This window comes from Pseudomonas sp. AA-38, assembly GCF_029457475.1.
GTDB lineage: Bacteria > Pseudomonadota > Gammaproteobacteria > Pseudomonadales > Pseudomonadaceae > Aquipseudomonas.
This window is the reverse complement of sequence record NZ_CP120359.1, coordinates 3,949,501-3,976,211: the sequence shown is the minus strand read 5'-3', so window position 1 is coordinate 3,976,211 and position 26,711 is coordinate 3,949,501. Positions and strand designations below refer to the sequence as shown.

Below are 26,711 nucleotides of genomic sequence, written 5' to 3'. Positions count from 1 at the left end.
GATGCTTATGTTTATCCTGGCGCGGGGTAAATGGGAAGAGGGCATGCGAAATTTGTAGGTTGCCAAGTGCTGGCTGACATCCGCCTGGGTGAGATCGACTGCGGCTGAAAATGGCGGGTGGTGGACTGCTGGCAGCCTTGCGTTGCAGGGCTGGCCCGTTCGTGCAAGGGCGCTGCCGTCTTGTCGCTCCTAGCTCCGCTCTGGCGAGCGGTAGGCACTGGGTGTAACGCCCACCTCGCGACGAAAGACCTGCGAGAAGTGACTGGGGCTTGAGTAGCCTACCTCCAGGCCAATATCGATAACGCTGTGGTCGGTTTCCAGCAGCAATTTACGTGCATGTGCCATGCGCAGGCGGATGAAGTAATGCGATGGCGACAGCCCGGTGGCGCGCTTGAACAGCCGGCTGAAGTGGTATTCGCTCAGTTGCGCGGCCTGCGCGAGGGCGGCCAGGGAAAAGTCTTGTGCTAGGCGCTCGGTCATCAGTTCGATCACGCGCCTCAGTTTGTAAGTCGGCAGGGCGTTGCGGAACCTGCCCATACTCGGCGGGGCTCGATAGTTGCGTACGAGGTGAATCGCCAAGGCCTGGGCCAGGCTGTGCACGAGGAGTTGGCTGGTGGGGCGGCTGTCGAGGAGTTCCGAACGAAGTCGTTCGAGCAGCAGCCGTACCCATTCGTCACGGCCACCAGAGACATCGACGAAGCTCACCATCGCGGCGTGCGGTAATGCTAGGTCGCGGGCTGCATTGTCGATCAGGGCGGGGGCGAGATAAAGGTGCATCACCTCGAAGCTGTCGCCATTGGTGGCCTGCCAGCGCATTTCATAGGGCTGCGTGGTGCTGGTCAGAAAAAAATCGCCGACGCACACCTCGGCCTGCTTCCATGCACCTCCTGGTTCACGCTCTTCGACGATGGCCGAGCCTGCCAGCACCATCACCAGCAGCGGCTCGGCCACAGCCGGCACCAGGATCGGCTCGGCGATGCTGCGGTGGATGAAGAGGTGCAACACCACATCCTGCGTGTCGGGCGACTGTGGCGAGACAGGATTGTCGCCGGGCATGTATCGCCACATGGCTTCGGCCGGAATCCGCAAGGCGTTGGACGAGTCGGCAGGTTTGGATTGCTTCATCAGTAACGTCTCCATCGATGCCAGGTGCCAGGGGGCAGGGTTAGAGGTTAGCGCGTGGGCGCTGGGCTGCCATCCCTCCATGCTTCAGCAGATCGAGCGCAAGATCGCGACAGCCAGCGCAAGACGGCGAAAGCCTGGCATGGTCAAGCGAGGGAAGATGAAACCGTATTCGAGCGCACCTGCATTTGTCGCTCGCTTCGCCCTGATAGATTAGATAAGGAGCCGACATGTCTGACATCAAGCACACCATCACGCAGGATTTTGAAGGCCAGGTTGCCCTGGTCACTGGTGCCGCCAGCGGCATCGGCAAGGCCATCGCGCTGTTGTTGCATGCTCGCGGTGCCAGGGTCATCGCGGAGGACATCGACTCCGCCGTGAAAACGCTGGCCCAGCCGGGGTTGGTACCCTTGGTCGCGGACATCACCGAGGACGGCGCCGCTGAGCGCGCGGTAGCGCTTGCGGTCGAGCAGTTCGGCCGGCTCGACATCCTGGTGAACAACGCGGGCATCATCATCAACAAAGCGGTGGTGGACATGAGCCGGCAGGACTGGGAGCGCATTCAGGCTGTCAACGCCACTGCTGCCTTCCTGCATTGCCGTGAGGCGATGAAGGCGATGATGCCGAACAAGGTGGGCTCCATCGTCAATATCGCCTCCTATGCGTCTTATTTCGCCTTTCCCACCATTGCTGCCTACGCAGCTTCCAAGGGGGCGCTGGCCCAGCTCACGCGCACCCTGGCGCTGGAGGCCATCGAGCATGGCATCCGGGTGAACGCCGTCGGTTCGGGCGATGTGGTGACCAACATACTCAACGATGTTGTGGAGGATGGCCCTGCCTTTCTGGCACAGCATGGCGAGGCAGCACCGATCGGCCGTGCGGCTCAACCGCAGGAGATCGCCGAGGTGGTCGCCTTTCTGGCATCCGAGCGGGCGAGCTTCATGGTCGGGGCGGTGGTCATGGCCGATGGTGGCATGACAGTGACGGCTGGCTGACATGCGATTCAGGCTGCACTCGCGCCAACGTGAGTCTGGTGCCGGTGCATCGCTCCAGCAAAGCAGCTCCAGCGTGACGAACAGTTTTCGAGGTCGGTGCGGCTCTTGACAGCTCTGGGATACTGGATGGCACGAGGATCATCAATCGAGGAGGTTTGGCCATGCGTGACGAGGAACTCAAGACGCTGTTCGATCAGCAGGCGGCGGGTTACGACCAGCAGTGGGCGGGCATGGCGCCGATCCGCCAGACGCTGTATCTGCTGCTCGATGCGCTGTTCACCGAACTGCCGGCCGATGCGCGGATTCTCTGCGTCGGGGTGGGCACGGGGGCGGAGATCGGCTACCTGGCCGAGCGCTTTCCCGCTTGGCGCTTCACGGCGCTCGACCCCTCGGGGGCGATGCTCGAGCAGTGTCGGCAACGAGCGCAGCGCGGCGGTTTTCTGCAGCGTTGCGACTTCCATGAGGGTTACCTCGATACGCTGGCGGCGCAATCCGCTTATGACGGCGCCACCTGTTTCCTGGTCTCGCAGTTTTTCCTCGATACCTCGGCCCGCACCGACTTCTTTCGGCAGATCGCGCAGCGCCTCAAACCCGGCGCATTGCTGGCCAACGCGGATCTGACCTGCGATACCCGAACGCCCGCCTACGAGGTGTTGCTGCGCCAGTGGATGACCCTGATGTCTGCCGCCGGCGTACAGCCTGAAATGCTCGAACGGGCGCGAGCTGCCTATGCCCGGGATGTGGCCGTGCTGCCGGCGCAGCAGGTGGCCGGCATCATCGAAGCGGCGGGGTTCAGCGCACCAGTGCAGTTCTTCCAGGCCGGGCTGATGGGGGGCTGGGGCTGCCGGCGTTTGGCCGAGGGCTGAACGCCGCGGCCATTCACTCCGTTCGGCTGCCGTGCTCGCGGTCGCGCGGGTAGTGTCGGTCGAGGGGGAAGGGCGGCAACCAGGCTTCGCGGCGGATGGTCCAGAGTTCGTAGGTGGGGGTGAACTGGTTCGGTTCGTCCAGCGAGCCAAGGTTCAGCTCGATTTCATCCGCCGTGCGCGAGAACACCGACGAGCCGCAACGCAGGCAGAAATGACGGCCGCCGTACTGGCCGGTTTCGCCTTCTATCGTCACCGCATCCTGTGCAAATATCGCCGAGGCATGGAAGAGGGCGCCGTGATACTTGCGGCAGTCCAGGCAGTGGCACAGGCCGACCCGGTAAGGCTGGCCGCTGGCTGTGAAACGTACCTGGCCGCAGAGGCAGCCGCCGGTGATGTGTGGCATAGGATGTACTCCATTTCTGGCGTGTTGGCTGCGACCCTAGCAAAGCCCTGAGAAGGCGGTATGTCGGTTGGCCTGTGACGCTGTGAAGGATGTCGCAATATGCCTGGCTGACGCCGCCATCGCCTTCGTAGCCCAGGTGAGGGCATGGGCTATCATGCCGCTACTTGTCATGAGCATGGAGATTTCGTGATGGGACTGTACTTGGGGATTGCCGGACTCATCGTCTTTCTGCTGGTAGTGATGTGGGCCGCGCGCAAAAAGCATACAGGCACGTACCACTCGAGCGACGCTGGCAGTCCGACCCTGGACAGCGGGGGCAGCTTCTTCGGTAGCGACTGTGGCGGCGGTGACAGTGGTGGCTGCGGCGGTGACTGAGTACTGCCGTTCTGCTCCCTCTGGCAATCCTTTGCCCTGTATCATCGACGGTAGAGTGTCGCGGCTTTCTCAGCATTGACTGCAGGCATGCCGTATTCGTACCTGGGGTCGTGCCGCTGGCAGGCCCAACCTTTTGCGAGTGATGACAGCATGATCGAGGTAACCGAAGTTTCCATTGCCGAGCTGCGTGCCGCGCTGGAGTCCGGCCGCACCACGGCGGTCGAGTTGGTCAAGGCCTATCTGGCCCGCATCGAGGCCTACGACGGGCCGAATACGGCGACCCGACTCAATGCGGTGGTGGTACACAACCCCGACGCGCTCAAGGAGGCCGAGGCCTCCGATGCACGCCGTGCTCGTGGTGAAACCCTCGGCCCGCTCGACGGCATTCCCTACACCGCCAAGGACAGCTACCTGGTCAAGGGGCTGACGGCTGCTTCCGGCAGCCCGGCGTTCAAGGATCTGGTGGCGCAGCGCGACGCCTTCACCATCGAGCGCCTGCGTGCGGCCGGTGCCATCTGCCTGGGCAAGACCAATATGCCGCCGATGGCCAATGGCGGTATGCAGCGCGGCGTCTACGGCCGTGCCGAGAGCCCGTACAACGCCAACTACCTGACCGCTCCCTTCGCCTCTGGCTCGTCCAATGGCGCCGGCACAGCGACCGCCGCCAGCTTCTCCGCCTTCGGCCTGGCCGAGGAAACCTGGTCGAGCGGGCGTGGCCCCGCCTCGAACAATGGCTTATGCGCCTACACGCCGTCGCGCGGGGTCATCTCGGTGCGTGGCAACTGGCCGCTGACGCCGACCATGGATGTGGTGGTGCCTTACGCGCGCAGCATGACCGATCTGCTCGAAGTGCTGGATGTGGTGGTGGCCGATGATCCGGACACCCGTGGCGATCTGTGGCGCCTGCAGCCTTGGGTGCCGATCCCGAAAGCCTCCGAAGTGCGCCCGGCCTCCTACCTCGATCTGGCCGCCAGCGCCGATGCGCTGAAAGGCAAACGCCTGGGCGTGCCGCGCATGTACATCAACAAGGACGAGCTGGCCGGTACCAGCGAAAATCCCGGCATCGGCGGGCCGACCGGGCAACGCATCCACACCCGCGCCTCGGTCATCGATCTCTGGGAACAGGCTCGTGCTGCCCTGGAACAGGCCGGTGCCACGGTGATCGAGGTGGACTTCCCGTTGGTCTCCAACTGCGAAGGCGACCGCCCCGGTGCGCCGACGCTGTACAACCGAGGCCTGGTGCCGCGCCAGTTTCTGCACGACGAGCTGTGGGAGCTGTCGGGTTGGGCCTTCGACGACTTCCTGCGCGCCAATGGCGACCCCAAGCTCAATCGCCTGGCCGACGTCGATGGCCCGCAGATCTTCCCCCACGACCCCGGCACCCTGCCCAACCGCGAGGATGACCTGGCCGTTGGCATGGACGAATACGTGCGCATGGCTCAGCGCGGCATCACGCCCTGGAACGAGATCCCCAGCGTGCCGGACGGCCTGCGTGCCCTGGAGATGACCCGCAAGCTGGATCTGGAAGACTGGATGGACGCGCTCGAGCTCGATGCGGTGATCTTCCCCGCCGTGGCCGATGTCGGCCCGGCCGATGCGGACGTCAATCCGCAATCGGCCGACATCGCCTGGAGCAACGGCATCTGGGTCGCCAACGGCAACCTCACCATTCGCCATCAGGGCGTGCCCACCGTCACCGTGCCCATGGGCGTGATGGCCGATATCGGCATGCCGGTGGGCCTGACCTTCGCCGGTCGCGCCTACGATGACTCGTCGTTGTTGCGACTGGCGGCTGCCTACGAGTCGACCGGCAGCAAACGCCTGATTCCACCGCGCACACCGCCATTGGCCTGAACCGCTGCGGCCGGGGAGGGCTCCCTTCTTCCTCGGCCAGGCTCAGCCACGGCCCCGATTCTCCCGCCATGCACATGGCGCTCACGAGCAAGGAGTTTGCCGCCATGGCATCCCCCGACAAGCATAAGAAACGCGCCCAGCGGGCCAAGACCAAGGCCAGGCAGAACCGTATGGGCAAGACCAGGGCCAAGGGCAGTCTCCTTCATCCGGTGCTGGCCGATCCGCTGATCGACGAGCCGTTCGATGATATCGAGTTCGACTTGAGCACCTTCGATTTCCAGGACATCGAGGAGAACGGTTTCGACCCGGCGCTGTTCGACGAGCTGTTCGTGCGCATGCAGTACGCCGAGCGCACCAGCCTGCTGGCGCTGTGCCTGGTATTTTTGCAATACCCGGTGCTGGAGCTGGTGGTGGCCGAAGAGTCGCAAGACTCGGCCACCGATTTCATCATGGCGTTGCTGATTGCCTATCGTGCCTTCTTCCATGATGAAGACGAGGACGCCGCCATCGCCTGGATCAGTAGCGAAGCCTTCCAGAGTGCCTACAACGAGGCCTCGCTGCTTCTGCAGCAGCGCAGCACGCGCGGCGCATAGGCGCGCGTGGCCTCCCCCATGTCCTCTTCGTCGCGACATATCCCCTGACATTTCCTCCTCCTGGTGTCTGCCGCTTAAAGGTTGCTGAAAGGTTGGCCTTTTAGCCTCCGGGCGTGCTTTTCGCGTGCCGACAAGAAAAAGAGGAGAAAGCGGTTTGTTGACCCTGATTGGTCTGTTGACCATTTGCTGCCTGGTTGTGCTGTTGCTCGTTGGGCGCATGTCGCCCGTTCTGCCATTGATCGTGGTGCCGCTGCTGGGTGCGTTGGCTGCGGGCTTCGGCCCCGAGGCGATTTCCGGTTTCTTCACCGATGGCATCGGTCGCGTCACCGCTATTGCCACCATGTTCGTGTTCGCCATCACCTTTTTCGGCGTGCTGCAGGACACCGGGCTGTTCCGCCCGTTGATCGGCGGTATGGTGCGCCTGACCCGCGGCAACGTCATCGCGGTGACCGTGGCCACGGCGGTGATCGGCATGCTGGCCCACCTCGACGGCGCCGGTGCCACCACCTTCCTGCTGACCGTTCCCGCTCTGCTGCCGCTGTACAAGCAACTGCGCATGAGCCCCTATCTGATGCTCCTGCTACTGGCTCTGGGCGCCGGCATCTTCAACATGCTGCCCTGGGCCGGGCCGTTGGGCCGCGCTTCGGCGGTGACCGGCATCGAGGTCACCGAACTGTGGCGCCCCCTGATCACCATTCAGGCCATCGGTGTGGTGCTGCTGATTGCCCTGGCCGCACTGCTGGGCTGGCGCGAGCAACGTCGCATCGTCGCCGGCAAGACGGGTGACGAAGGCGTACTGGTGGAAACCAGCAGCGACCTGCACGAGCCGAGCGCCGAGGAGCGTGAGCTGGAACGCCCGCGCCTGCTCTGGGCCAACGCCGCGTTGTTCCTGGCGGTACTGGTGTCGCTGTTCTCCGGCGTGCTGCCGGCCGGCTACATCTTCATGATCGGCCTGTGCCTGGCGCTGCTGATCAACTATCCGGGTGGCAAGGCGCAGATGCAGCGTATCTCGGCGCATGCACCGGCTGCACTGAGCATGGGCATGATCATCCTGGCGGCGGGTTCAATGCTCGGCATCTTCACCGGCACCGGCATGCTCACGTCCATCGCCCAGGATCTGGCGCAGGTGTTGCCGGCGCCGCTGGTAGGGCAGATGCATATCGTGCTCGGCCTGTTCGGCCTGCCCATGGAGCTGATGCTCAGCACCGACGCCTACTACTTCGGCCTGCTGCCAGTGACCCTGGAAGTGGTCAGTGCCCAGGGCGTGGAGCCGGCCAGCGTGGTCTACGCGCTGACCATCGGCAATATCATCGGCACCTTCATCAGCCCCTTCTCGCCGGCGCTGTGGTTGGCCCTGGGCCTGGCCGGGCTGGATCTGGGCCGCCATATCCGCTACTCGCTGTGGTGGATGTGGGGCTTCTCGCTGGTGCTGTTCGGCGCGGCCTGGGGGCTGGGCATGTTCTAGGGCCTGTTGAGGTTTCGCTCGCGGTTCGCGCCGAAACCTGGGCCCCAGGGGCTGGCGCCCCTCAGTCGTACAAGAAAGGGGCGCCATGCGCAGCATGGCCTTTGCTGCTGCAGCGGCAGGTTTCTAGCTGATCTCCACCTGATAGCGGAAATTCTCTGCGGCGGCGCGTGACAGGCGGTACTCCAGCGGGGTGCGATCGTAGCCCAGGGCGATGCGTTCGATGACCACGATGGGGCTGCCTTCGTCGACGTCGAGCGTGGCCGCCAGCGAGGCATCGGCAGCGGAGACGGTGAGGGTTTCCTGTGCCGAGGCGATACGTTGGCCGCAGTGCTCCTCGTAGAAGGGGTAGAGCAACTGGGGAAAGTCGTTCGGTGCGATCTCCTGCAGGGCGCCGAAACGTGAGGCTGGCAGCCAGATACGCTCATGGAACAGCGGACGACCTTCCACCAGGCGCAGACGCTGCAAGTGAATACAGGCTTCGCCCTCGGCCAACCGCAGTGCCTGGCGCGCGGCCTCTTCAGCGGGGACACGCTGGCAGTCGAGAATGTGGCTCAGCGGCACCTGGGTGAGGCCACTGGCGCTGACCTGACGAAAGAAACGGAACAGCGAACCGTCGAAATTCGGCCGCCGCACGAAGGTGCCGCGCCCCTGAGCACGCACCAGCAACCCTTCGGCCACCAGGGTCTCCACGGCCTTGCGCACCGTGCCCACCGCCACGCCGTACTGGCGGGTCAGTTCCGCTTCGGTGGGGATGGCCTCGCCCGGTAGCCACTGGCCAGCGGCAATTTTCGCCAGCATCTCGTCCCGTAGCCGCTGGTACAGCGGCAGACGTTCATCCTGTCCCAGGGGTGTAACGCTCATAGATCACGCATCCGAATCTCGACCGGCCGTCACTTTACCACTGGGTGTCGCGTTGACAGCAGTGGAACTCTCTCGATAGAGTCATATATTCATATATATGACTGAATGTCTGTATAAAAAGCAGTCGCCTCGACGCGCGGCTCGAACAATGAACGACAGAGGTAGTTTCGTGACGCCCATGCCTACTGCCAGCTTCACCGGCATCGACACCCATGCCCACATCTTTCGCCAGGATCTGCCGATGGTGCCCGGCCGTCGCTACAGCCCTGCGTATGACGCCACGGTGGAGCAGTACCTGGCTCATCTGGATGGCTGTGGCCTGTCCCATGGCGTGCTGATCCAGCCGAGCTTTCTCGGCACCGACAACCATTACATGGTCGAAGCGCTGCAACGTTTCCCCGAGCGCCTGCGTGGCGTGGCGGTGGTCGATGCGCAGGTGAGCGATGCCGAGCTGGACGCCCTGGCCGCCGCCGGCGTGGTAGGCGTGCGCCTGAACCTGATCGGCAAGGCTCTGGAGGATTACACCGGCGCGGCCTGGAACGAGCTGTTCCGCCGCCTGGCCCGGCGTGGCTGGCAGGTGGAGATCCAGCGCGGTTTCGATGATCTGCCGTCGATCGTGCCGGTGATTCTCGAATCCGGCGTCACCCTGGTGATCGATCATTTCGGCCTGCCGCAGCCCAGCCTGCATCTGGATGATCCACGGCACGAGGCCTTCTTCGCTCTGTTCGGCCAGGCGCCGCTGTGGATCAAGCTGTCTGCCGCCTACCGCAGCCAATCCGACCTGGCCCGCGCCCAGGCCATCACCGCGCATTTGCGCGCGGCCTGTGGCGGGGTGGGGCGCTTCCTTTGGGGCAGCGATTGGCCCAACACCCAGTTCGAGTCGCAGACCCGCTACGATCAGCAGTTCGCGCTGCTCGAGGCTCTGCTGCCCAACCCCGAGGAGCGCCGTCGCGTTCTGGTGGATAACCCTGCAACCCTGTTCGGCTTCGCGTAAGCGAGGCCTTCGCTCACATCAGAACAACAAAAGGAGTCAAACCATCATGATGAGCTTGCTCGTCGTCAGCGCGATCGTTCTTGCCGTCGCCTTGGGTTACACCACCAAGATCAACATCGGCCTGTTCGCCATTGCCTTCGCCTACCTGCTGGGCTGTTTCGGCATGGGCCTGAGCCCGGGCGACATCATCAGCATGTGGCCGCTGAAGATCTTCTTCGTGATCTTCTCGGTCTGCCTGTTCTACAGCTTCGCCACCGTCAACGGCACCCTGGAGAAGCTCGCCGGCCACCTGTTGTACCGCTGCCGTGGCGTGCCGCACCTGCTGCCTTACGCCATCTTCGTGACCGGTAGCGTGATCGCCGGCATGGGCGCCGGTTACTACACCGTGCTGGCCTTCATGGCACCGCTGACCCTGCTGCTGTGCCAGCGCACCGGCATGAGCCTGATTCTCGGCGGCATGGCGGTGAACTACGGCGCCCTGGCCGGGGCGAACTTCGTGTCCAGCCAGAGCGGCATCATCTTCCGCGGCCTGATGACCAGCGCCGGCATGCCGGAGAGCGAAGCCTTCGTCAATGCCCTGGCGATCTTCGCCAGCACGGCGATCATCCCGGTGCTGGTGATCAGCGCTTTCGTCTTCCTCGGTGGCCATGGCCGCAACCTGAAGAACGCGGTGATCAACGCCGACCTGCCCGAGCCCTTCAACCGCGAGCAGAAACTGACCCTGCTGCTGACCGTGCTGATGATGCTGCTGGTACTGGCTGCGCCGCTGGCGCTGCTGGCCTTCCCGGACAATGCCACGGTCAAGTTCATCAACAGCAAGGTGGACATCGGCCTGATCGCCAGCCTGTTCTCGGTGATCGCGCTGCTGCTGAAACTGGGCGACGAGCGCAAGGCCATCGCCTCGGTGCCCTGGTCGACGCTGATCATGATCTGCGGTGTCGGCATGCTGATTACCGTCGCGATCAAGGCCGGCACCATCGCTGCCCTGGCGTCGTGGATCAGCGGCAACATTCCGCCCGTGATGATTCCGGTGGCCTTCGGTGTGGTGGCGGCGCTGATGTCGATCTTCGCCAGCACCCTGGGTGTGGTGACCCCGGCACTGTTCCCGATGGTGCTGCCGCTGGCAGCCTCGATGTCGATCGACCCAATGATCATCTTCATCGCCATCGTGGTCGGCGCTCAGGCCACCTCGATCTCGCCGTTCTCCTCCGGTGGCAGCCTGCTGCTGGGCTCCTGCACCGAAGAGAAGGCGCGCGCCACGCTGTTCTCGCAACTGCTGCTGCGCGCCGCCCCCATCGGCTTCGTCGCCGCCATGCTGTTCAACCTGGCGCTGACCTTCCTGTTCTGATGCAAGCCTGCCGCGTTGGTGTGCCGCTCGTACGGCGCACCAACGCGGCGGCACCTCCTCCCTACTGCAATCGATAATGCGCCAGGTCACTCTGGCTCAGCAGGCGAATGCGCCCCTCCGGTACCTGCTCGATGGCTTCGGCCAGGCTGGTGTTCACCCCCATTTCGCGGAAGTAGCTGGCCGGGCTGACGAAGGCGCGTGGGCCGGCCGTCTGGGCCAGTGCCGAGTCACCATTGGCGAAGGGTGGGCGGCGCAGTGCCACGGCGCCCTTGATCGTGCGCTTCTTGCCGGCCGCCAGCAGGTAGATGCAACTGCCCTGGCACAGCCCGTCGGACGGCACCAGCACCTCGAAGCCGGTTTCGCGCAGCAGGCGCCCCATGCGCATGGCTTCCGGCGCGCTGCCGCCGAGGCTGTCGAGCAAGACGATCTTGCGCGTGAAGTGGCCTGGGTGGGCGCGCAGTCCTTTGAGCAGGGCTTCGTAATCGCCGGGCACTATCTCTTCGGAAACCTTCGCCGCCAACAGCCCGTCATGGGCTTCTACGGTCACCTTGGCCTGGGCCGGCAGTGAGGTAAGGAGGGCGGTGCCGATCAGGGTGAGGCGCAGAAACTGGGCAATCATCGAATGGGTCATGACGGTGGCTGGGGAGGCAGAAGATACCTGCGCGCGCACCGTCATGCACCTCTGGGCTGTCAGTGCGTTGCGCGTTGCACGCGCCAGGCCCAGGCGAACAGCACCAGGCCGCCGATGGCAGTGGCGGCGCCGATATAGCCGGTGACCGTCCAGTTCATGCCGGCGCTGATGGCCAGGCCGCCGAGCCAGGGGCCGAGAGCGTTGGCGACGTTGAAGGCGGCATGGTTGGAGGCTGCCGCCAGGGTCTGGGCACCGCTGGCGACGTCCATCAGGTGGGTCTGCAACGCCGGGCCGAGCGCGATCATGGTACCCAGGGCGAAGATCGCCGGCAGGATGCTCCACAGGCTGTGCGCGGCGAACGGGAAGACCAGCAGCACCAGGGTGCTCCAGGCCAGGATCCAGGCCACCGCGCGCAGGCGCAGGCGGTCGAACAGCCAGCCACCGGCGCTGTTGCCGACGATGCAACCGGCACCGAACACGGCCATGGCCATGGGAATCCAGCCTGGGCCGACCTGGGTGACGTGAAGCAGTGTCGGCGCCATGTAACTGAACACGCAGAACATCCCGGCGAAGCCGATGGCACCCATGCCCAGGGCCAGCCAGATCGGCGCACGATTGAAGGCGCGCAGCTCGCCTGTCGGGCTGCTGCGCTCCTCGTGCGGATCGGCTGGCAGGAAGATCGCCACCATGGCGATGGTGCTCAGGGCGATCACTCCGACCAGGGCGAAGGCGTAGCGCCAGCTCATGAACTGGCCGAGCCAGGTGGCCAGCGGGTTGCCGATCAGAATGGCCACGGTGAGGCCGGCCAGCACTCGGCTGACCGCCTTGGCGCGCTTGTGCGGTGGTGCCATGGACGCGGCCACCAGCATGGCGACGCCGAAATAGGCACCGTGCGGCAGGCCGGCGATGAAGCGGAAGATCAGCAGCGGCTCATAGGTCGGCGCCAGGGCGCTGGCGAAGTTGCCGAGGGCGAAGCAGGCCATCAGCAACAGGAGCAGGATGCGCCTCGGCAGGCGCGCGCCGAGCAGGGCCAGCGCGGGGGCGCCGACCACCACGCCGAGGGCGTAGGCGCTGATCACATGGCCGACCTGGGGTTCACTGACCCCCAGATCCTGGGCGACGTTGGGCATCAGGCCCATGATGGCGAACTCGCCGGTGCCGATGGCGAAGCCGCCGAGGGCCAGGGCAAGTTGAATGAGAAGGATCGCGCCCGGCGACAGCGAGGTCGCGGCGCTGGGAGCAGGGTGGCTCATGGAAAACCTTGGATTGGGTGGAGCGGGGCGCAGGATTATATTCTCCCAGTGCCTTGCTTGGGTATTGGCGGCCGCTCTATTTCGGGCTTTGTGACGAATGGTCGAGGTTGTTCTGCGCCTTCACGTAGTCGACGAAGGCGCGCAGCGGCGCTGGCACGTGGCGCCTGCTGTGGTAGTACAGATACGGGCCCTCGAAGTGTTGCCACCAGTCCTGCAGGAGGGGTTGCAACTGGCCATTGCTGAGATGCGCGGCAATGTATTCCTCGAAGGTATAGAGGATGCCATGACCGGCACAGGCCGCGGCGATCAGCAGATCCTGCGAGGAGCTGACCAGGCGGCCCTCGGGGGCGATGCGCAAGGTGCGTCCTGCCTGCTCGAACTCCCACACGCCCAGCTTGCCGCTGGCGAAGCGGTAGCCGAGCAAGCGGTGCTCGCTCAGTTCGCTAGGGTGCTGCGGCGTGCCGTGGCGCTGCAGATAGCTGGGCGCGGCGACTGCCATGAAGCGTTGCCGACGCGGCCCGATGGGAATGGCGATCATGTCCTTGGCCAGGCTTTCCTCGTAGCGAATGCCGGCGTCGTATCCGGCACCGATCACGTCGATGAAGGTGTTGTCCATGTTCACCTCCAACGCGATGCCGGGGTAACGCGCGAGAAAACCGTCCAGCAGGTGCGGCAGGATATGCCGCGCGATGACCCCCGGCACATGCAGGCGCAACGAACCGACCGGATGCTGCGGGTCTTCCTGCAGGTCGTTGAGCGCGGCGTTGATCTCGTCCAGCGCGGGACGCAGGCGTTCCAGCAGCCGCGCGCCGATTTCCGTGGGCGTCAGGCCGCGGGTGGTGCGATTGAGCAGGCGTACACCCAACTCCTTTTCCAGGCGCCGCACGCAATCGCTCAGTGACGAGGCCGACATGCCACGGCGTTGCGCCGCGACACGGAAGCCGCCGGCCTCGACCACGGCGGCGAACAGGGCGATATCGGAGAGGTTCGGTTGGCGCATGGGGGGCGGCCGGACTATGGCGAAGCCTTGGATGATGCGGCGTCGTGGCGGGTTTGCCAATCCTGAAGGGGAGACTGGGTGGTTCGTGTGGGAGCGGCTTCAGCCGTGAGCTTCGCCGTTACGGCGCTCATTCCCGGATTGCATCCGGGCTAGGGGGCGCGCCTTTGACACATCGGGTAACTGTCCGCCTGGCCGTATACGCTGTTCGGCTTTGGACGGCTTATCGTACAGGCCGTCTGCCCGCACCCTATGTCCTGTAGCTGCGCCTGTCTGGCGCATCGAGTCAACGGACACGAGGAATCGGTGATGAAAAAGAAAGTTGCACTAGGCCAGGGCCATACGCGCCGTGATGCTCTGAAGCTGTTCGCGATGGTGGGCGGCGGACTGGCCCTGGGGGCGCTCGGCACCTCGGTTGCCTGGGCCGATGTGGCGCCGCACTGGCAGGCGGCGGACATGCCAGCGCTGCGCGGCAAGCGTATGCTGGTCACCGGCGGCAGCAGTGGCATGGGCTTCGAGGATGCCCTCGCGCTGAGCCGGGCTGGCGCGCAGGTGATCATCGCCGCCCGCAATGCCCAGCGTGGCGTCGAGAGCATCGAGCGCATCCGTGCCCAGGTACCGGATGCGCGCCTGCGTTTCGAGCAGGTGGATCTGGCTGATCTGGCCTCGGTACGCAACCTCGCCCAGCGTCTGAACGACGAGAACGAAGCGCTGGATGTACTGATCAACAATGCCGCGATCATGGCGCCGCCGCAGCGTGGCGTGTCCCGTGATGGTTTCGAGCTGCAACTGGCCACCAACTTTCTCGGCCACTTCGCCCTTACCGGCTTGCTCCTGCCGTCGCTGCTCAAATCCGCCGATGCGCGGGTGGTGACCCTGGCCAGCATCGCCGTGCACCGTGGCCGTATCAATTTCGATGATCTGCAGTCGGAGAACAATTACAACCCCTATGCAGCCTATGCCCAGTCGAAACTGGCCTGCCTGATGATGGCGTTCGAGCTGCAGCGGCGCAGTCAGGCCAATGGCTGGGGCATTCGCAGCATCGCCGCGCACCCGGGGGTTGCCGTCACCGAGCTGGTCGAGCGCGGGCCCGGGTTGCAGAGCGAGTTCGGCCGCCAGTGGGCGGAGGATCGCGAGGCTTACCACTCGGCCGCGCAGGGGGCGCTGTCGTCGCTGTTCGCGGCAACGGCTGCCGAAGCCGAGGGTGGCCGTTATTACGGGCCCACCGGCGAAGAGGAAAAACGCGGCCCGCTTGGCCTGGCCAGGGTGCCGGCTGCGGCAGGGGATGCCGAGGACGCGGCGCGCCTGTGGTCGGTGGCCGAGCGCCTGACGGGCGTTCGCTACGGCTGAGTCATTACCCGTGCGCCAGGTGGGCGCCCCCCTTCGAGGAATTTCCCATGTCATCGTCAACCCTGTCGCAGCGCGTGGCCCTGGCCATCAACGCGCAGCGCGGCGAGCTGTGGCCAGCCCTGGCCGGCTTTGCCCTGTTCTTCTGCCTGTTCTCGGGTTATTTCATGCTGCGGCCGATCCGCGAGGCCATGGGCATCGTCTCCGGGGTGGAGAATCTGCAGTGGCTGTTCACCGCTACCTTCGTGGTCATGCTGGTGGCGGTGCCCTTGTTCGCCTGGTTGAGTTCGCGGGTGCCGCGGATTCATTTCATCGACTGGGTGTATGGCTTCTTCACCCTCAACCTGGCGTTGTTCGCCCTGGCGTTCTTCTCGGCGGCTGAGAGCCTGTGGCTGGCGCGCAGCTTCTACGTGTGGATCTCGGTCTACAACCTGTTTGTCGTTTCGGTGGCCTGGAGCCTGATGGCGGATGTGTTCGACAGCGAGCAGGCCAAGCGGCTGTTCGCCTTCATCGCTGCCGGTGCCAGTGTCGGCGGCCTGGTCGGGCCGGCGCTGAGTGCGTCGCTGGTCGGTCTGCTCGGGCAGAGCGGCCTGATCCTGCTGGCCGCCGTACTGCTGGCCATGGCGTTGTCGCTCAAGCAGGTGCTGATGCGCTGGCGCGAGCAAGGTGGGGCTGGGCGTGCAGGCGCGGTGCAGGCGGAAAGCCCGCGGCGCCCGGTGCCGGGCAATCCGTTCAGTGGCTTGCAGCGGGTGCTGGCTTCGCCCTACCTGCTGGGCATCGCCGGTTTCGTCATCCTGCTGGCCACGGCCAGTACCTTTCTGTATTTCGAGCAGGCGCGCCTGGTGGCCGAGCTGTTCCCGCAGCGCGCCGATCAGGTGCGCGTGTTTGGCACGATCGATTTCATCGTGCAGGGCGGCGCGCTGGTCGCCCAGGTGTTCATCACCGGGCGCATCGCCCGGCGTATGGGGGTGAGGGTGTTGCTGGCCTGCGTACCGCTGTTGGTGTGCATCGGCTTTATCGGCCTGCTGCTGATGCCGACCTTCGCCACGCTGGCGGCGCTGATGATCGTGCGCCGCATTGGTGAGTATGCCTTCGTGCGGCCTGGGCGGGAGATGCTCTTCGCGCCGCTGGATGCCGAGAGCAAGTACAAGGCGAAGAACTTCATCGACACCGTGGTCTACCGTGCGGGCGATGCCATCAGTGGCTGGTTCAAGAGCCTGCTGGACATGCTTGGCCAGGGCGCCTGGCTGGTGGCGCTGGTGGGCGCAGCCAGCGCTGCGCTATGGGGGCTGCTTGGCTGGTACCTGGGCACCCAGGCGGATCGCAAGGCGACCGAGCAGCGACTGCTGGCGACCCCATAACAGGCTGTTTGCTCAGTCGCGTGCCGGCGTGTTCAAGCCGCGCTTTACCGCCGGGCGTGCGAGGAAGGCATCGAGTACACGGCTGACGTTGCCGAAGCGCTCGAACTGCACCAGTTCGTCGGCTCCGTAGAAATCCACCAGGCAGCGTACCCAGGGCAGTACGGCGATGTCGGCGATGCTGTAGTCGCCCATGATCCAGTCGCGGCCCTGCAGGCGCTGGTCGAGCACGCCGAGCAGGCGTGCGGATTCGGCCACGTAGCGATCACGCGGGCGCTTGTCCTCGTACTCGGCGCCGGCGAACTTGTGGAAGAAACCGAGCTGACCGAACATCGGCCCGACCCCGCCCATCTGCCACATCAGCCATTGCAGGGTTTCGTAGCGCGCCGCTGGCTCCTCGGCGAGCAACTTCCCGGTCTTCTCCGCCAGGTAGACGAGGATGGCGCCAGACTCGAACAGTGCCAGCGGCTGGCCGTTCGGCCCATTGGGGTCGAGGATGGCGGGAATCTTGTTGTTCGGTGTCAGCGAGAGGAATTCCGGGCTGAACTGCTCGTTGTGCTCGAAGCTGACCAGGTGCGCCTCGTAGGGCAGGCCGGTCTCCTCGAGCATGATCGACACCTTGACCCCGTTGGGCGTTGGCAGCGAATAGAGCTGCAGGCGCTCGGGATGGCTTGCCGGCCATTTGTGCGTGATGGGGTAGCTGGAAAGATCGGTCATGGGGTTTCCTTTCGCGGCGGCGTTGAAGGTTCGTGGCATGTGGCGGGTCGGTTTCCAACAGGGGCCTGGTCGGGGTATGTTGCGACCCTCGCATACAGCATAGGGAGCGCCTTCATGAGCCTGATGGGCCAGTACGATTCCGACAACATCTTCGCCAAGATCATTCGTGGCGAAGCACCTTGCTACAAGATCTATGAGGACGAAGATGTCCTGGCGTTCCTCGATCTGTTCCCGCAGTCCTACGGCCATAGCCTGGTGATCCCCAAGCGCGCCACGGCGCGCAACATCCTGGAGATCGATACGGACAACCTGGCCAAGGTCATGGCCGCGGTGCAGAAAGTCGCCCGCGCCCTGGTGGACGAACTGCAGCCGGCCGGTGTGCAGGTGGCACAGTTCAATGGCGCGCCGGCCGGGCAGACCGTGTTCCATATCCACATGCACGTGATTCCGCGTTTCGAGGGCGAGGGGCTCGGCATTCACGCCGCCAACAAGGCCGATCCGGCCGAGCTGGAGAAGCTTCAGGCGCGCCTGAGTCAGCGCCTGCAGGAATGATGGGCGAGGGCGCCGGTAGCGGCGCCACTCGGCTCAACCTTGCTGGCTGGTCTTGCCGCCCCATTCGAGGAAACGCACCTTGTGCAGTTCGCCCTGGCTGTCGCGGTACACCATGATGGTCGGCACCACGCCACTCTTGTTGGAGTTGTCGGTGCGTTCGAGCACGCTGGCGATATCCAGTTGCATGCCGTAGTGGTAGTTCTCCACGGCCAGCCCATGGCCGGCCTTGCCGGTGTCATCGGCGAACGCCATGGGAGCCAGGCTGGAAATGACGGCGGAAACGAAAGTGGCAATTTTCATCGGTGTTTCTCCATGGGTTGACCTGCACCCAGTGGTGCAGTGGCTAGGTTTCCGATGAAACCACTCGGCGCCGCCTGGCTGAAATCGAAGCCCTTGCTAGTGGGCATCATCCAGATCGATGAAACTTGCTCAAGGCATTGATCACGCCAATACTCATGGCGCACCCGAGACGCCCACGGAGGGCTACATGCGTTCGTTCCTTTTCGCTGTACCGTTGTTGCTGATGGCTGGTTGCTCCTCGTTTCGCGCCGATCCCGAGCACGTTCGTCCGGTGCCGGAGGATCGCCTGCTGGCCTTCCAGAAGGCCGAGGCGAGTAGCGCGCACATCGTGGTCACGCGTGACTTCGGCCTGATGGGGGGCGGCTGTTACGTCGCCATCGAGGTGGATCGTAAGGTTGCCGCGCGCATCGGTGTGGGGGAGGAGGCGAGCTTTCAGGTGCCGCCGGGCACGCATATCGTCGGCATCACCCCGGATCGCATGGACGATACCCTGTGCGGCATGGGGCGCCTGCTGCGCGAGGTCGCCGTGCCGCTCGCGGCCGGGCAAACCCAGCATCTGCGCATCGTCAGCCAGAACAAGGGTGGTTTCGACATTCTGCTGGATGATCCCAGCCAGCGCTGATAGCGGAGATCCTTCGCTCAGGTCGAAGAGCTAGTGCTCGAACTCTTCGGCCATAAGCGCTTCCAGCCAGTCCATGAAGGCGCGTACTCGCCGTGGCAGGTGCGCACCGTGTGGATGCAGCAGATGCACCGGCATCGGCGCTGCCACCCAGTCGTCCAACAGACGGAGCAGACGCCCACTCTGCAGGTGGCTGCGCATGCCGATCAAGGGTGCCTGGATGATGCCCAGGCCACCCAGGCAAGCGCCCTCGTAAGCGTCGATGTTGTTCACCGTGACCCGTCCGGCCATGGCCAGGCGATGCAGCTTGCCGTCGCGCAGGTACTCGAAACCCTCAGGCCGTGTGCCGAAGGCAGTGACGTAGTGGATCAGGCTGTGCTGGGCGAGGTCGTCCAGGCTTTCGGGCGTGCCATGCGCGGCCAGATAGGCCGGGCTGGCGCAGTTGACCATCGAGAGTTGGCCCAGGCAGCGTGCCACCAGGCTGTCGTCATCGACGGCACCGATGCGCAATACGCAGTCGAAGCCTTCGCGCAAGGGCTCTACGCGTCGGTCGCTGCACCCCAGTTCGATCTCCAGGGCCGGGTGTGGGGCGAGAAACTCCTGCAGGCGTGGCGCTACCAGGCGCCGGGCGATTTCCGTGGGCATGTCCACCCGTAGGCGTCCGCTCAGCCCCTGGGTTTCATGACGAAACATATGCTCCAGCTCGTCCATCTGCGCCAGCAGTTCACGGCCGCGTTGGTAGAGCGCCTGGCCGTCCTGGGTCGGGCGCACCCGGCGCGTGGTGCGGTGCAGCAGGCGGGCATCGAGCAGGCGTTCCAGGTCGCGAACCTGTTCCGACACGGTCGAGCGCGGCAATCCCAGGCTTTCGGCAGCCTGGGTGAAACTGCTCAGTTCGGCGACGCGCTGAAAGGTGCGCAGCAGTTCCAGCTTGTTCATCAAGGCAGCCCTCATTGTTCGCTTATAGCGATCAGTATTTCCGGATTTGCTGGATTTATCACCATCCACGCCAGCAATAACCTGTGAGCGAACCTCATCAATCACCCCAGGAGATTGCTCATGACTCGCAAGATCGCACTCATCACCGGCGCCAGCCGTGGCCTTGGTCGCAGTGCTGCGCTGCACCTGGCCGCACAGGGCGTGGACATCATCGGCACCTATCGTAGCCAGGCCGACGAAGCACAGCAGTTGGTTCAGGAGATCGAAGCGCAGGGCGGCCGCGCCCTGATGCTGCAACTGGACGTCAGTGACAGCAGCCGCTTCGCCGCTTTCGCCGAGCGCGTCGCCCAGGGCCTGCGCGACACCTTCGCCAGCGAGCGTTTCGACTTTCTCATCAACAACGCCGGCATCGGCATTCATGCCGCGTGCAGTGACACCAGCGAGCAGCAGTTCGACGCGTTGCTGAACGTCCAGCTCAAGGGGCCGTTCTTCCTCACCCAGCGCCTGTTGCCGTTGCTGGCCGACGGCGGGCGCATCGTCAATGTCTCCAGCGGCCTGGCCCGTTTCACGCTGCCGGGCTACGGCGCCTATGCGGCGATGAAGGGCGGTGTCGAGGTGTGGACGCGCTATCTGGCCAAGGAGCTTGGGCCACGTGGCATCAGCGCCAACGTGCTGGCGCCCGGTGCCATCGAGACCGACTTCGGCCAGGGTGTGGTGCGCGACAATGCCGAGGTCAATGCCTTCCTCGCCAGCAACACGGCGCTGGGGCGGGTCGGTTTGCCCGATGATATCGGCGCCGCCTTCGCATTGCTGCTCAGCGATGCCGGGCGCTGGATCAATGGGCAGCGCATCGAGGCGTCAGGCGGCATGTTCCTCTGATTCGCCTGGCCGGCGTCGCAGTCTCACTTTCAGGTGCCGTTGCGCTTACAATCGGTGGGTCTGCACAGGGAGGTCGAGCCGATGGGATTACCGATAGCGATAGTGGGGGCGGGGACGGCTGGCCTGGCCAGTGCCATCTTCCTTGCCCGCCAGGGCTACAGCGTTCGCCTGCTGGAGCGGGTCGAGCATCTGCAGCCCGTGGGCGCCGGCATCCTGCTGCAGCCCTCAGGCCTGGCCGTGCTGCAGCGCCTCGGCCTGCTTGCCGAATGCACCGCACTGGGGGCACCGATCAGCCGCCTGTATGGCACCAATTGCCAGGGACGCACCATTCTCGATACCCGCTATCACCACTGGCAGCCCGGCAGCTATGGCCTCGGTATTCACCGTGGCGTCCTGATGACGGCGCTGCTCAGCGCGGCGCAACGGGCCGGCGTGCAGGTGGAAAGCGGCATCAACGTTACCCGATTCCAGCAGAGTGCCATGCACGTTCGCCTGCTGGGTGAAGGCGAACAACCTCTGGGGGATTTCGCCGCGCTGATCCTGGCCGACGGCACGCGTTCGGCCTTACGTGCTCAGATGCAGGTCAGGCAGTGGGTGCGGCCTTATCCCTGGGGCGCGCTGTGGAGCATGCTGCCGATGCCCTCGGCTCTGGAGTCCCGTGAATTGCGCCAGTGGTATCGCGGCTGTCGTGAGATGTTCGGCCTGATGCCCAGCGGCTGCACCCACCAGGCGCGTGACAGCGCCCTGACCAGCCTGTTCTGGAGCCTGCCATTGAGTGAGCATGACGCCTGTCGCGAGGCCGGACTCGATGCCTGGAAGACACGTGTGCGCGCCCTTGCCGGCGACGCCGTCGAGCCTTATCTGCAGCAATTGCATGACCCCGCGCAACTGACCCTGGCCGCCTATGCCGACGTGCGCATGCAGCGCTGGCACGATAACCGCGTTCTGGCCATAGGTGACTGCGCCCACGCCATGAGCCCGCAACTGGGGCAGGGGGCCAATATGGCGCTGGTGGATGCCGCCGCGCTGGCCGACGCCCTGGGTGCGAGCGATACGAGCGCGCAGCAGGCGCTGAACTGGTCGGCCATCTTCAGCCGCTACGGCGCAGCCCGCCGCGCTCACCTGCGTTATTACCGCCAGGCCAGCCGTTTGTTGACGCCGTTGTTCCAGTCCAACAGCAGTGCCCTTGCGGTACTGCGTGATATCGCCCTGACGCTCGCTCGGTACAACCGCTTTGGTCGTCAGCATGCCGTCAGCACCCTGGTCGGTGCGCGCAACGGCTGGCTGTGGTCTGGCGGGCAGAAGCGCGATCTGCATGTATGGACGGGGGAGCGGCAGGCGTGGGAGTGACGGCTCCAGACTGAGGCTTGTCGTACGCATCAGGCCTTAACGATAGCGTTCGAGGATGGCCTCGAACTCGCCGTCCTGCTTCATTTGTACCAGCGCCCGCAGCAGGGCCTGGGTCGGCACGTCCGGGGCGTCGCGGACGATGCAGGAGATCAGGTCGGCACTGACTTGCGCGAGGGCATGCAGGCGTTTCTCCTGGGGCTGGTTGCGGTTGAACCAGTCCAGGCTGAGTTGGCTGCTGATCGCGTAGTGATAACGGCCTGCCTCGAGTTTTTCCAGGGCCAGTTCCTGCGTGCGGGCATCTTCACGGTGTATGTCGCTGTTGCTCAGGAGCGGCTCCAGAGTGGGATAGCTGAAACCCAGCACTGTCCCCAGGCGCTCGCCCCGCAGCCGTTCCAGGCTGAAGTCGGGGTCGGCATCGCGCGCGACGATCAGGTCGCGCTGGAGCATGAAAGGCAGGCTCCAGATGTACTGGTGATGTGATGCGCCGAGCCAGCTCGGGTTGAGGTAGCAGCGCACGTCGATGCCTCCTGTGACCAGCAACTGCTGGATACGCAGGCGCGGCAGCACCAGCATCTGCGCGCGGCGGCTGACCTTCTGCGCGAGGCGCATCTGCAGGTCGTAGACGATCCCGTCCGTGGCCTGGCCGTCGACGACTTTCATCAATGGCATGGCCCAGCTTTCGGCCACCGAGAAACGCAGTGGGCGCTGCTCCTGTGCGAAGGCTGCAAGGCTGAGCAGGAGCGAGGAGGCGAGAAGCGGAAGGCGCATGCCGCTGCCGCGCAGGATAAGGGGACGAACCCTGTTCAAGCCGGTGCTGGCTCGAAACTGTCGGCGCGCGCCATCTGCCACATGCGCTGATAGAACTCGCCGCTGATCTCGCCACTGAGCAGCTCACCCGGTGCAAGGAACACGTGTTGCTGGGCGAACAGCTTGATCTCGCTGGCCGACAGGCGCTGCACCAGGTGCTTGGCATCGATCTGCGAGGGATGTGCGAGGCCGGCGGCGGCGAGCATCTCGGCCAGCGCCTTGAGCGTGTTGCGGTGGAAATTGTGAACCCGCTGGGCCTTGTCCTCTACCACCAGGGCGCGCTGGCGCAGTGGATCCTGAGTGGCCACGCCGGTGGGGCACTTGTTGGTGTGGCAGCTCTGCGACTGGATGCAACCGATGGCGAACATGAAACCGCGTGCCGAGTTGGCCCAATCGGCGCCGATGGCCATTACCCGGGCGATGTCGAAGGCGCTGACGATCTTGCCGCTGGCGCCGAGCTTGATCTTGTCGCGCAGATTGCTGCCGACCAGGGTGTTGTGCACGAACAACAGGCCTTCGCGCAGTGGCGCGCCGATATGGTCGGTGAACTCCAGCGGCGCGGCGCCGGTGCCGCCTTCCTTGCCGTCGACGACGATGAAGTCGGGGAGGATGCCGGTAGCCAGCATGGCCTTGACGATGCCCATGAACTCCCAGGGGTGGCCCAGGCAGAGTTTGAAACCCACCGGCTTGCCGCCCGACAGCTCGCGCAGTTGGGCGATGAACTGCAGCAGTTCGGTAGGCGTGGAAAAGGCGCTGTGGCTCGAGGGTGAGACGCAGTCCTCACCCATGGCTACGCCACGGGTGCTGGCGATTTCCGCGGTGATCTTGTGCTTGGGCAGGATGCCGCCGTGGCCCGGCTTGGCGCCCTGGCTGAGCTTGATCTCGATCATCTTCACCTGCGCCGTGCACGCCTGTTCAGCGAAGCGCTCGGGGTCGAAGTGACCGTCCTCGGTGCGGCAGCCGAAGTAACCGCTGCCCAGCTCCCACACCAGGTCGCCGCCGTGTTCGCGATGGTAGGGGCTAATGCTGCCCTCGCCGGTGTCGTGATAGAAGTTGCCCAGCTTGGCGCCCTCGTTCAGCGCGCGAATGGCATTGGCGCTGAGCGAGCCGAAGCTCATCGCCGAGATATTGAACATCGATGCCGAATACGGCTGGCGGCACTGCGGCCCACCGATCTCCACGCGAAAGTCGTCTGGATCGCTCAGCGGGGCCGGGCGCATGGAATGGCTGATGAACTCGAAACCGTTCTGGTACACATCGTTCAGCGTACCGAAGGGCTTGTCGGCGCCCTGATCCTTGGCGCGGGCGTAGACCAGCGAACGCTGCGCGCGGGAAAACGGCAGTTGCTCGGCATCGCCTTCGAGCAGGTACTGGCGGATCTCCGGGCGGATGCCTTCGACCATATAGCGGATGTTGCCAAGGATCGGGTAGTTGCGCCTTACCGCGTGACGGGTCTGCAACAGATCGAAGATGCCGATCAGGCTGAGCACTGCGGTGACCAGGGTGAAAGGCCACAACCAGTCGTGACTCAGAAAGGGCAGGCTGGCCAGGGTGAACAGCACGCAGAGGGCAAAGAATGCGTAGCGGCTGAGCAAGGAAAGGGTCATGTGGCCTCCTGAGCTTGGCTGAAGCGCAGACTCTAGACTAAAAGGTTATATGTGGTCATGTTCTGTCCTTGCAGACACTCTCAAGGGCTGAGGACGAAAGGCGTTGCGCTGTGGCACACTCAGTGGCCCGGAGCCAACCATCGCCAAAGCTTGGCCCACCTCCCCGATTTTCGGCCGGCGCGCTTGTCGCCGGCCTACTGCCTGAGGCCGCCCGCGGCCGAGAAGAGGAATGAGCGTGCATAACGTCGTGATCAGCGGTACTGGCCTCTACACCCCGGCCAACAGCATTTCCAACGAAGAGTTGGTGGCGTCCTTTAATGCTTATGTGCAGCAGTTCAACGCCGATAACGCCGAGGCCATCGCCCGTGGCGAGATGGAGGCGTTGAGCGAATCGAGCACGGCCTTCATCGAGAAGGCCTCGGGCATCAAGAGCCGCTTCGTCATCGACAAGGCCGGCATCCTCGACCCGCAACGCATGGTGCCGCGCATCCCCGAGCGCTCCAACGAAGAGTGGGGCATCCTCTGCGAGATGGCCGTGGGCGCTGCCAAGCAGGCGCTTGAGCGCGCCGGCAAGACCGTCGCCGATATCGACGGGGTGATAGTCGCCTGCTCCAACCTGCAGCGCGCCTACCCGGCGGTGGCCATCGAAGTGCAGGCGGCGCTGGGGATTCAGGGCTGGGGCTACGACATGAACGTGGCCTGCTCCTCGGCCACCTTCGGCATCCAGGCCGCGACCACCGCGATCCAGACCGGCCAGGCCCGCGCCATTCTCATGGTCAACCCGGAAATCTGCACCGGTCACCTCAACTTCCGCGACCGCGACAGCCATTTCATCTTCGGTGACGCCGCCACCGCGGTGATCATCGAGCGCGCCGACCAGGCCACCTCCAAGCACCAGTTCGACGTGGTCGGCACCAAGCTGCTGACCCAGTTCTCCAACAACATCCGCAACAACTTCGGCTTCCTCAACCGCGCGGCGGAAGAGGGCATCGGTGCCCGCGACAAGCTGTTCGTGCAGGAAGGCCGCAAGGTGTTCAGGGACGTCTGCCCGATGGTGGCCGACCTGATCGCCGCGCACCTGGCCGAGCACCAGCTCAACGTTGGCGACGTCAAGCGCTTCTGGCTGCACCAGGCCAACCTCAACATGAACCTGCTGATCGCCCGCAAGCTGCTCGGTCGCGATGCCGAGCCGCACGAGGCGCCGGTGATCCTCGACACCTACGCCAACACCAGCTCGGCCGGTTCGGTGATCGCCCTGCACAAGAACCAGGATGATTTGCCTGCCGGTAGCCTGGGTGTTCTAAGCTCCTTCGGTGCCGGTTATTCCATCGGCAGTGTAATTTTGCGCAAGCGTTGAACTCTCTGTAGGAGTGCCTGAGCTGCACGGAGCGTTCGGCTGCGTGCGCAGGCTCGATCTACGGGAGTGCCATGTCCGAATCCGATCTGCTGGAGCGCCTGCTCGCCGGTGAGCAAAAGGCCTACCGCGAGTTGGTCGCTCGCTACCAGGGCGCAATGCGAGCGGTGGCTTATGCCATCGTCGGCAGCCGCCATGTCGACGAGGTGGTGCAGGATGCCTGGCTCGCCGTGGTGCGCAACCTGGCGGGCTTTCAGGGGCGCGCCAGCCTCAAGACCTGGCTGCTGACCATCACCGCCAATACTGCGAAGACCCGGCTCAAGCAGAGCCGCCGCGAAGTGCTGCTCGACGACCTGCCCGCCCCTCATGGCACGGTCGGCGACGAGCGTTTCGCCGATGACGGCCACTGGCTGCTGGCCCCCCATACCTGGCATCAGGACAGCCCCGACGCGCTGCTCACCGAAGACGAACTGCGCCAGTGCCTGGAACATACGCTCACCAGCCTGTCCGAGCTGCAGAGCAGCGTCCTGCTGCTGCGTGAGCGCCAGGGGCTGGAGCTGGAGGCGATCTGTAATCTTCTCGACATCTCGCTCTCCAATGTTCGTGTGCTGCTGCACCGGGCACGCCTGAAAGTCTTCGCCACCCTGGAACATTTCGAGGAGACGGGCCAATGCTGACTTGCAAGGAACTGGTCGCTCACTCCAGCGATTTTCTCGATGGCCAACTGACGTTGCGCCAGCGCCTGGCCGTGCGCGCGCACCTGGCCATGTGCGGCAACTGCCGACGCTTTATCCGCCAGATGAAACTGACCCAGGCGGTGATCCGGCAAATGCCCGAGGGCGAGCTGCCCGAACTCGACGCCCTGGCCGAGCGCCTGGCGCAGAACCGGCGTAATCAGGGGTGAACCGCGTTCTTGCTGGACGGCTCGGTTGCGTCCTCACGCGTAGGGTGGATCGGGGCGCGTAGCCGACGCTTTTTTCATCCACCACCTGGCGACTGGCCGGGTCACGCACTCGCCACAATCAGCCTCGACCTGTTCCGGCGATCCACACCAATCCTGCGCATAAATACCCATCGCCACGGCCCGATGGAAGCTCGAATAGGGCCAATCCACCAGCCGCTGAACGT

General features: G+C 64.6%; 27 protein-coding genes. 16 read left to right on the top strand and 11 right to left on the bottom strand.

What is annotated here, in order from left to right:
* Positions 1 to 189: 189 nt before the first annotated feature.
* Positions 190 to 1,140 carry a helix-turn-helix domain-containing protein gene (locus PVE35_RS18310; protein WP_268178544.1) on the bottom strand — a complete coding sequence of 317 codons (951 nt, stop codon included), beginning with the start codon at positions 1,138 to 1,140 and terminating at the stop codon, positions 190 to 192.
* Positions 1,141 to 1,352: 212 nt separating this feature from the next.
* Here PVE35_RS18310 and PVE35_RS18305 point away from each other — a divergent pair, with 212 nt between their 5' ends.
* Positions 1,353 to 2,117 (top strand): SDR family oxidoreductase, encoded by a 765-nt coding sequence (locus PVE35_RS18305; RefSeq protein WP_268178543.1) that lies wholly within the window; start codon positions 1,353 to 1,355, stop codon positions 2,115 to 2,117.
* A 161-nt stretch (positions 2,118 to 2,278) separates the two neighbouring features.
* Complete coding sequence (locus PVE35_RS18300; RefSeq protein ID WP_277372608.1) at positions 2,279 to 2,983, top strand: class I SAM-dependent methyltransferase; 705 nt, start codon at positions 2,279 to 2,281, stop codon at positions 2,981 to 2,983.
* A 13-nt stretch (positions 2,984 to 2,996) separates the two neighbouring features.
* Here the strand turns inward: PVE35_RS18300 and PVE35_RS18295 are convergent, their stop codons facing one another.
* The gene (locus tag PVE35_RS18295; RefSeq protein ID WP_277372607.1) at positions 2,997 to 3,386 is read right to left on the bottom strand and encodes a GFA family protein; all 390 of its coding nucleotides are present in this window, start codon (positions 3,384 to 3,386) and stop codon (positions 2,997 to 2,999) included.
* Positions 3,387 to 3,911: 525 nt separating this feature from the next.
* Between PVE35_RS18295 and PVE35_RS18290 the strand changes: the two genes are divergently transcribed.
* The 3 genes from PVE35_RS18290 to PVE35_RS18280 all read left to right on the top strand — a co-directional run bounded on the left by PVE35_RS18290 (position 3,912) and on the right by PVE35_RS18280 (position 7,673).
* Positions 3,912 to 5,615 (top strand): amidase, encoded by a 1,704-nt coding sequence (locus PVE35_RS18290; protein ID WP_268178539.1) that lies wholly within the window; start codon positions 3,912 to 3,914, stop codon positions 5,613 to 5,615.
* A gap of 104 nt (positions 5,616 to 5,719) precedes the next feature.
* Positions 5,720 to 6,208, top strand: coding sequence for a hypothetical protein (locus tag PVE35_RS18285; RefSeq protein ID WP_277372606.1), 489 nt, complete (start codon positions 5,720 to 5,722; stop codon positions 6,206 to 6,208).
* A gap of 154 nt (positions 6,209 to 6,362) precedes the next feature.
* Positions 6,363 to 7,673 carry a citrate:proton symporter gene (locus PVE35_RS18280; RefSeq protein ID WP_277372605.1) on the top strand — a complete coding sequence of 437 codons (1,311 nt, stop codon included), beginning with the start codon at positions 6,363 to 6,365 and terminating at the stop codon, positions 7,671 to 7,673.
* A gap of 123 nt (positions 7,674 to 7,796) precedes the next feature.
* On the opposite strand, the gene PVE35_RS18275 is transcribed toward PVE35_RS18280, so the two are convergent.
* Positions 7,797 to 8,534, bottom strand: a complete 738-nt coding sequence (locus tag PVE35_RS18275; protein WP_277372604.1) for a GntR family transcriptional regulator — start codon at positions 8,532 to 8,534, stop codon at positions 7,797 to 7,799.
* Between the two features lie 178 nt (positions 8,535 to 8,712).
* Between PVE35_RS18275 and PVE35_RS18270 the strand changes: the two genes are divergently transcribed.
* Positions 8,713 to 9,528, top strand: coding sequence for an amidohydrolase family protein (locus PVE35_RS18270; protein ID WP_277372603.1), 816 nt, complete (start codon positions 8,713 to 8,715; stop codon positions 9,526 to 9,528).
* A 46-nt stretch (positions 9,529 to 9,574) separates the two neighbouring features.
* On the top strand, positions 9,575 to 10,876 hold the full coding sequence (locus tag PVE35_RS18265) for an SLC13 family permease (protein WP_268178534.1): 1,302 nt from the start codon (positions 9,575 to 9,577) through the stop codon (positions 10,874 to 10,876).
* Positions 10,877 to 10,937: 61 nt separating this feature from the next.
* On the opposite strand, the gene PVE35_RS18260 is transcribed toward PVE35_RS18265, so the two are convergent.
* The 3 genes from PVE35_RS18260 to PVE35_RS18250 all read right to left on the bottom strand — a co-directional run bounded on the left by PVE35_RS18260 (position 10,938) and on the right by PVE35_RS18250 (position 13,760).
* Positions 10,938 to 11,495 carry a hypothetical protein gene (locus PVE35_RS18260; protein ID WP_277372602.1) on the bottom strand — a complete coding sequence of 186 codons (558 nt, stop codon included), beginning with the start codon at positions 11,493 to 11,495 and terminating at the stop codon, positions 10,938 to 10,940.
* Positions 11,496 to 11,566: 71 nt separating this feature from the next.
* The gene (locus tag PVE35_RS18255; RefSeq protein WP_277372601.1) at positions 11,567 to 12,760 is read right to left on the bottom strand and encodes an MFS transporter; all 1,194 of its coding nucleotides are present in this window, start codon (positions 12,758 to 12,760) and stop codon (positions 11,567 to 11,569) included.
* A gap of 76 nt (positions 12,761 to 12,836) precedes the next feature.
* Positions 12,837 to 13,760, bottom strand: a complete 924-nt coding sequence (locus PVE35_RS18250) for a LysR family transcriptional regulator (RefSeq protein WP_277372600.1) — start codon at positions 13,758 to 13,760, stop codon at positions 12,837 to 12,839.
* A 306-nt stretch (positions 13,761 to 14,066) separates the two neighbouring features.
* Here PVE35_RS18250 and PVE35_RS18245 point away from each other — a divergent pair, with 306 nt between their 5' ends.
* Both PVE35_RS18245 and PVE35_RS18240 read left to right on the top strand, forming a co-directional pair.
* Positions 14,067 to 15,107, top strand: coding sequence for an SDR family oxidoreductase (locus PVE35_RS18245; protein ID WP_277372599.1), 1,041 nt, complete (start codon positions 14,067 to 14,069; stop codon positions 15,105 to 15,107).
* 47 nt (positions 15,108 to 15,154) lie between these two features.
* Positions 15,155 to 16,465 carry an MFS transporter gene (locus tag PVE35_RS18240; RefSeq protein ID WP_277372598.1) on the top strand — a complete coding sequence of 437 codons (1,311 nt, stop codon included), beginning with the start codon at positions 15,155 to 15,157 and terminating at the stop codon, positions 16,463 to 16,465.
* Positions 16,466 to 16,477: 12 nt separating this feature from the next.
* Here PVE35_RS18240 and PVE35_RS18235 read toward each other — a convergent pair whose 3' ends face one another.
* The gene (locus PVE35_RS18235) at positions 16,478 to 17,179 is read right to left on the bottom strand and encodes a glutathione S-transferase N-terminal domain-containing protein (RefSeq protein ID WP_268178528.1); all 702 of its coding nucleotides are present in this window, start codon (positions 17,177 to 17,179) and stop codon (positions 16,478 to 16,480) included.
* Positions 17,180 to 17,293: 114 nt separating this feature from the next.
* On the opposite strand from PVE35_RS18235, the gene PVE35_RS18230 reads away from it, so the two are divergent.
* Complete coding sequence (locus PVE35_RS18230; protein ID WP_277372597.1) at positions 17,294 to 17,731, top strand: HIT family protein; 438 nt, start codon at positions 17,294 to 17,296, stop codon at positions 17,729 to 17,731.
* Positions 17,732 to 17,764: 33 nt separating this feature from the next.
* Here the strand turns inward: PVE35_RS18230 and PVE35_RS18225 are convergent, their stop codons facing one another.
* Positions 17,765 to 18,031 carry a DUF2790 domain-containing protein gene (locus tag PVE35_RS18225; protein WP_277372596.1) on the bottom strand — a complete coding sequence of 89 codons (267 nt, stop codon included), beginning with the start codon at positions 18,029 to 18,031 and terminating at the stop codon, positions 17,765 to 17,767.
* 187 nt (positions 18,032 to 18,218) lie between these two features.
* On the opposite strand from PVE35_RS18225, the gene PVE35_RS18220 reads away from it, so the two are divergent.
* Positions 18,219 to 18,653 (top strand): 3-isopropylmalate dehydratase, encoded by a 435-nt coding sequence (locus tag PVE35_RS18220; protein ID WP_268178525.1) that lies wholly within the window; start codon positions 18,219 to 18,221, stop codon positions 18,651 to 18,653.
* A gap of 30 nt (positions 18,654 to 18,683) precedes the next feature.
* On the opposite strand, the gene PVE35_RS18215 is transcribed toward PVE35_RS18220, so the two are convergent.
* Positions 18,684 to 19,586: a LysR family transcriptional regulator gene (locus tag PVE35_RS18215; protein WP_277372595.1), complete on the bottom strand. Its 903-nt coding sequence runs from the start codon at positions 19,584 to 19,586 to the stop codon at positions 18,684 to 18,686.
* Positions 19,587 to 19,706: 120 nt separating this feature from the next.
* On the opposite strand from PVE35_RS18215, the gene PVE35_RS18210 reads away from it, so the two are divergent.
* Positions 19,707 to 20,465 carry an SDR family oxidoreductase gene (locus tag PVE35_RS18210; RefSeq protein ID WP_277372594.1) on the top strand — a complete coding sequence of 253 codons (759 nt, stop codon included), beginning with the start codon at positions 19,707 to 19,709 and terminating at the stop codon, positions 20,463 to 20,465.
* A gap of 81 nt (positions 20,466 to 20,546) precedes the next feature.
* On the top strand, positions 20,547 to 21,815 hold the full coding sequence (locus PVE35_RS18205) for an NAD(P)/FAD-dependent oxidoreductase (RefSeq protein ID WP_277372593.1): 1,269 nt from the start codon (positions 20,547 to 20,549) through the stop codon (positions 21,813 to 21,815).
* A gap of 36 nt (positions 21,816 to 21,851) precedes the next feature.
* Here the strand turns inward: PVE35_RS18205 and PVE35_RS18200 are convergent, their stop codons facing one another.
* Together PVE35_RS18200 and PVE35_RS18195 are read right to left on the bottom strand one after the other, a co-directional pair.
* The gene (locus PVE35_RS18200; protein ID WP_277372592.1) at positions 21,852 to 22,583 is read right to left on the bottom strand and encodes an ABC transporter substrate-binding protein; all 732 of its coding nucleotides are present in this window, start codon (positions 22,581 to 22,583) and stop codon (positions 21,852 to 21,854) included.
* A 35-nt stretch (positions 22,584 to 22,618) separates the two neighbouring features.
* Entirely contained in the window at positions 22,619 to 24,229 is a 1,611-nt protein-coding gene (locus PVE35_RS18195; protein ID WP_277372591.1) for an FMN-binding glutamate synthase family protein, read from the bottom strand.
* Between the two features lie 235 nt (positions 24,230 to 24,464).
* Between PVE35_RS18195 and PVE35_RS18190 the strand changes: the two genes are divergently transcribed.
* From PVE35_RS18190 to PVE35_RS18180, 3 genes are all read left to right on the top strand, one after another.
* Complete coding sequence (locus tag PVE35_RS18190) at positions 24,465 to 25,586, top strand: beta-ketoacyl-ACP synthase III (protein ID WP_277372590.1); 1,122 nt, start codon at positions 24,465 to 24,467, stop codon at positions 25,584 to 25,586.
* Positions 25,587 to 25,657: 71 nt separating this feature from the next.
* Positions 25,658 to 26,260: an RNA polymerase sigma factor gene (locus PVE35_RS18185; protein WP_277372589.1), complete on the top strand. Its 603-nt coding sequence runs from the start codon at positions 25,658 to 25,660 to the stop codon at positions 26,258 to 26,260.
* Positions 26,254 to 26,487: a zf-HC2 domain-containing protein gene (locus PVE35_RS18180; RefSeq protein WP_268178518.1), complete on the top strand. Its 234-nt coding sequence runs from the start codon at positions 26,254 to 26,256 to the stop codon at positions 26,485 to 26,487. Before PVE35_RS18185 ends, PVE35_RS18180 begins: the two co-directional genes overlap by 7 nt.
* Positions 26,488 to 26,711 lie beyond the last annotated feature (224 nt).

Coding starts and splice junctions, on each gene's coding strand:
- PVE35_RS18310 (WP_268178544.1), bottom strand. CDS start 1,140: ATGGAGACGTTACTGATGAAGCAATCCAAACCTGCCGACTCGTCCAAC.
- PVE35_RS18305 (WP_268178543.1), top strand. CDS start 1,353: ATGTCTGACATCAAGCACACCATCACGCAGGATTTTGAAGGCCAGGTT.
- PVE35_RS18300 (WP_277372608.1), top strand. CDS start 2,279: ATGCGTGACGAGGAACTCAAGACGCTGTTCGATCAGCAGGCGGCGGGT.
- PVE35_RS18295 (WP_277372607.1), bottom strand. CDS start 3,386: ATGCCACACATCACCGGCGGCTGCCTCTGCGGCCAGGTACGTTTCACA.
- PVE35_RS18290 (WP_268178539.1), top strand. CDS start 3,912: ATGATCGAGGTAACCGAAGTTTCCATTGCCGAGCTGCGTGCCGCGCTG.
- PVE35_RS18285 (WP_277372606.1), top strand. CDS start 5,720: ATGGCATCCCCCGACAAGCATAAGAAACGCGCCCAGCGGGCCAAGACC.
- PVE35_RS18275 (WP_277372604.1), bottom strand. CDS start 8,534: ATGAGCGTTACACCCCTGGGACAGGATGAACGTCTGCCGCTGTACCAG.
- PVE35_RS18270 (WP_277372603.1), top strand. CDS start 8,713: ATGCCTACTGCCAGCTTCACCGGCATCGACACCCATGCCCACATCTTT.
- PVE35_RS18265 (WP_268178534.1), top strand. CDS start 9,575: ATGATGAGCTTGCTCGTCGTCAGCGCGATCGTTCTTGCCGTCGCCTTG.
- PVE35_RS18260 (WP_277372602.1), bottom strand. CDS start 11,495: ATGATTGCCCAGTTTCTGCGCCTCACCCTGATCGGCACCGCCCTCCTT.
- PVE35_RS18255 (WP_277372601.1), bottom strand. CDS start 12,760: ATGAGCCACCCTGCTCCCAGCGCCGCGACCTCGCTGTCGCCGGGCGCG.
- PVE35_RS18250 (WP_277372600.1), bottom strand. CDS start 13,760: ATGCGCCAACCGAACCTCTCCGATATCGCCCTGTTCGCCGCCGTGGTC.
- PVE35_RS18245 (WP_277372599.1), top strand. CDS start 14,067: ATGAAAAAGAAAGTTGCACTAGGCCAGGGCCATACGCGCCGTGATGCT.
- PVE35_RS18240 (WP_277372598.1), top strand. CDS start 15,155: ATGTCATCGTCAACCCTGTCGCAGCGCGTGGCCCTGGCCATCAACGCG.
- PVE35_RS18235 (WP_268178528.1), bottom strand. CDS start 17,179: ATGACCGATCTTTCCAGCTACCCCATCACGCACAAATGGCCGGCAAGC.
- PVE35_RS18230 (WP_277372597.1), top strand. CDS start 17,294: ATGAGCCTGATGGGCCAGTACGATTCCGACAACATCTTCGCCAAGATC.
- PVE35_RS18225 (WP_277372596.1), bottom strand. CDS start 18,031: ATGAAAATTGCCACTTTCGTTTCCGCCGTCATTTCCAGCCTGGCTCCC.
- PVE35_RS18220 (WP_268178525.1), top strand. CDS start 18,219: ATGCGTTCGTTCCTTTTCGCTGTACCGTTGTTGCTGATGGCTGGTTGC.
- PVE35_RS18215 (WP_277372595.1), bottom strand. CDS start 19,586: ATGAACAAGCTGGAACTGCTGCGCACCTTTCAGCGCGTCGCCGAACTG.
- PVE35_RS18210 (WP_277372594.1), top strand. CDS start 19,707: ATGACTCGCAAGATCGCACTCATCACCGGCGCCAGCCGTGGCCTTGGT.
- PVE35_RS18205 (WP_277372593.1), top strand. CDS start 20,547: ATGGGATTACCGATAGCGATAGTGGGGGCGGGGACGGCTGGCCTGGCC.
- PVE35_RS18200 (WP_277372592.1), bottom strand. CDS start 22,583: ATGCGCCTTCCGCTTCTCGCCTCCTCGCTCCTGCTCAGCCTTGCAGCC.
- PVE35_RS18195 (WP_277372591.1), bottom strand. CDS start 24,229: ATGACCCTTTCCTTGCTCAGCCGCTACGCATTCTTTGCCCTCTGCGTG.
- PVE35_RS18185 (WP_277372589.1), top strand. CDS start 25,658: ATGTCCGAATCCGATCTGCTGGAGCGCCTGCTCGCCGGTGAGCAAAAG.
- PVE35_RS18180 (WP_268178518.1), top strand. CDS start 26,254: ATGCTGACTTGCAAGGAACTGGTCGCTCACTCCAGCGATTTTCTCGAT.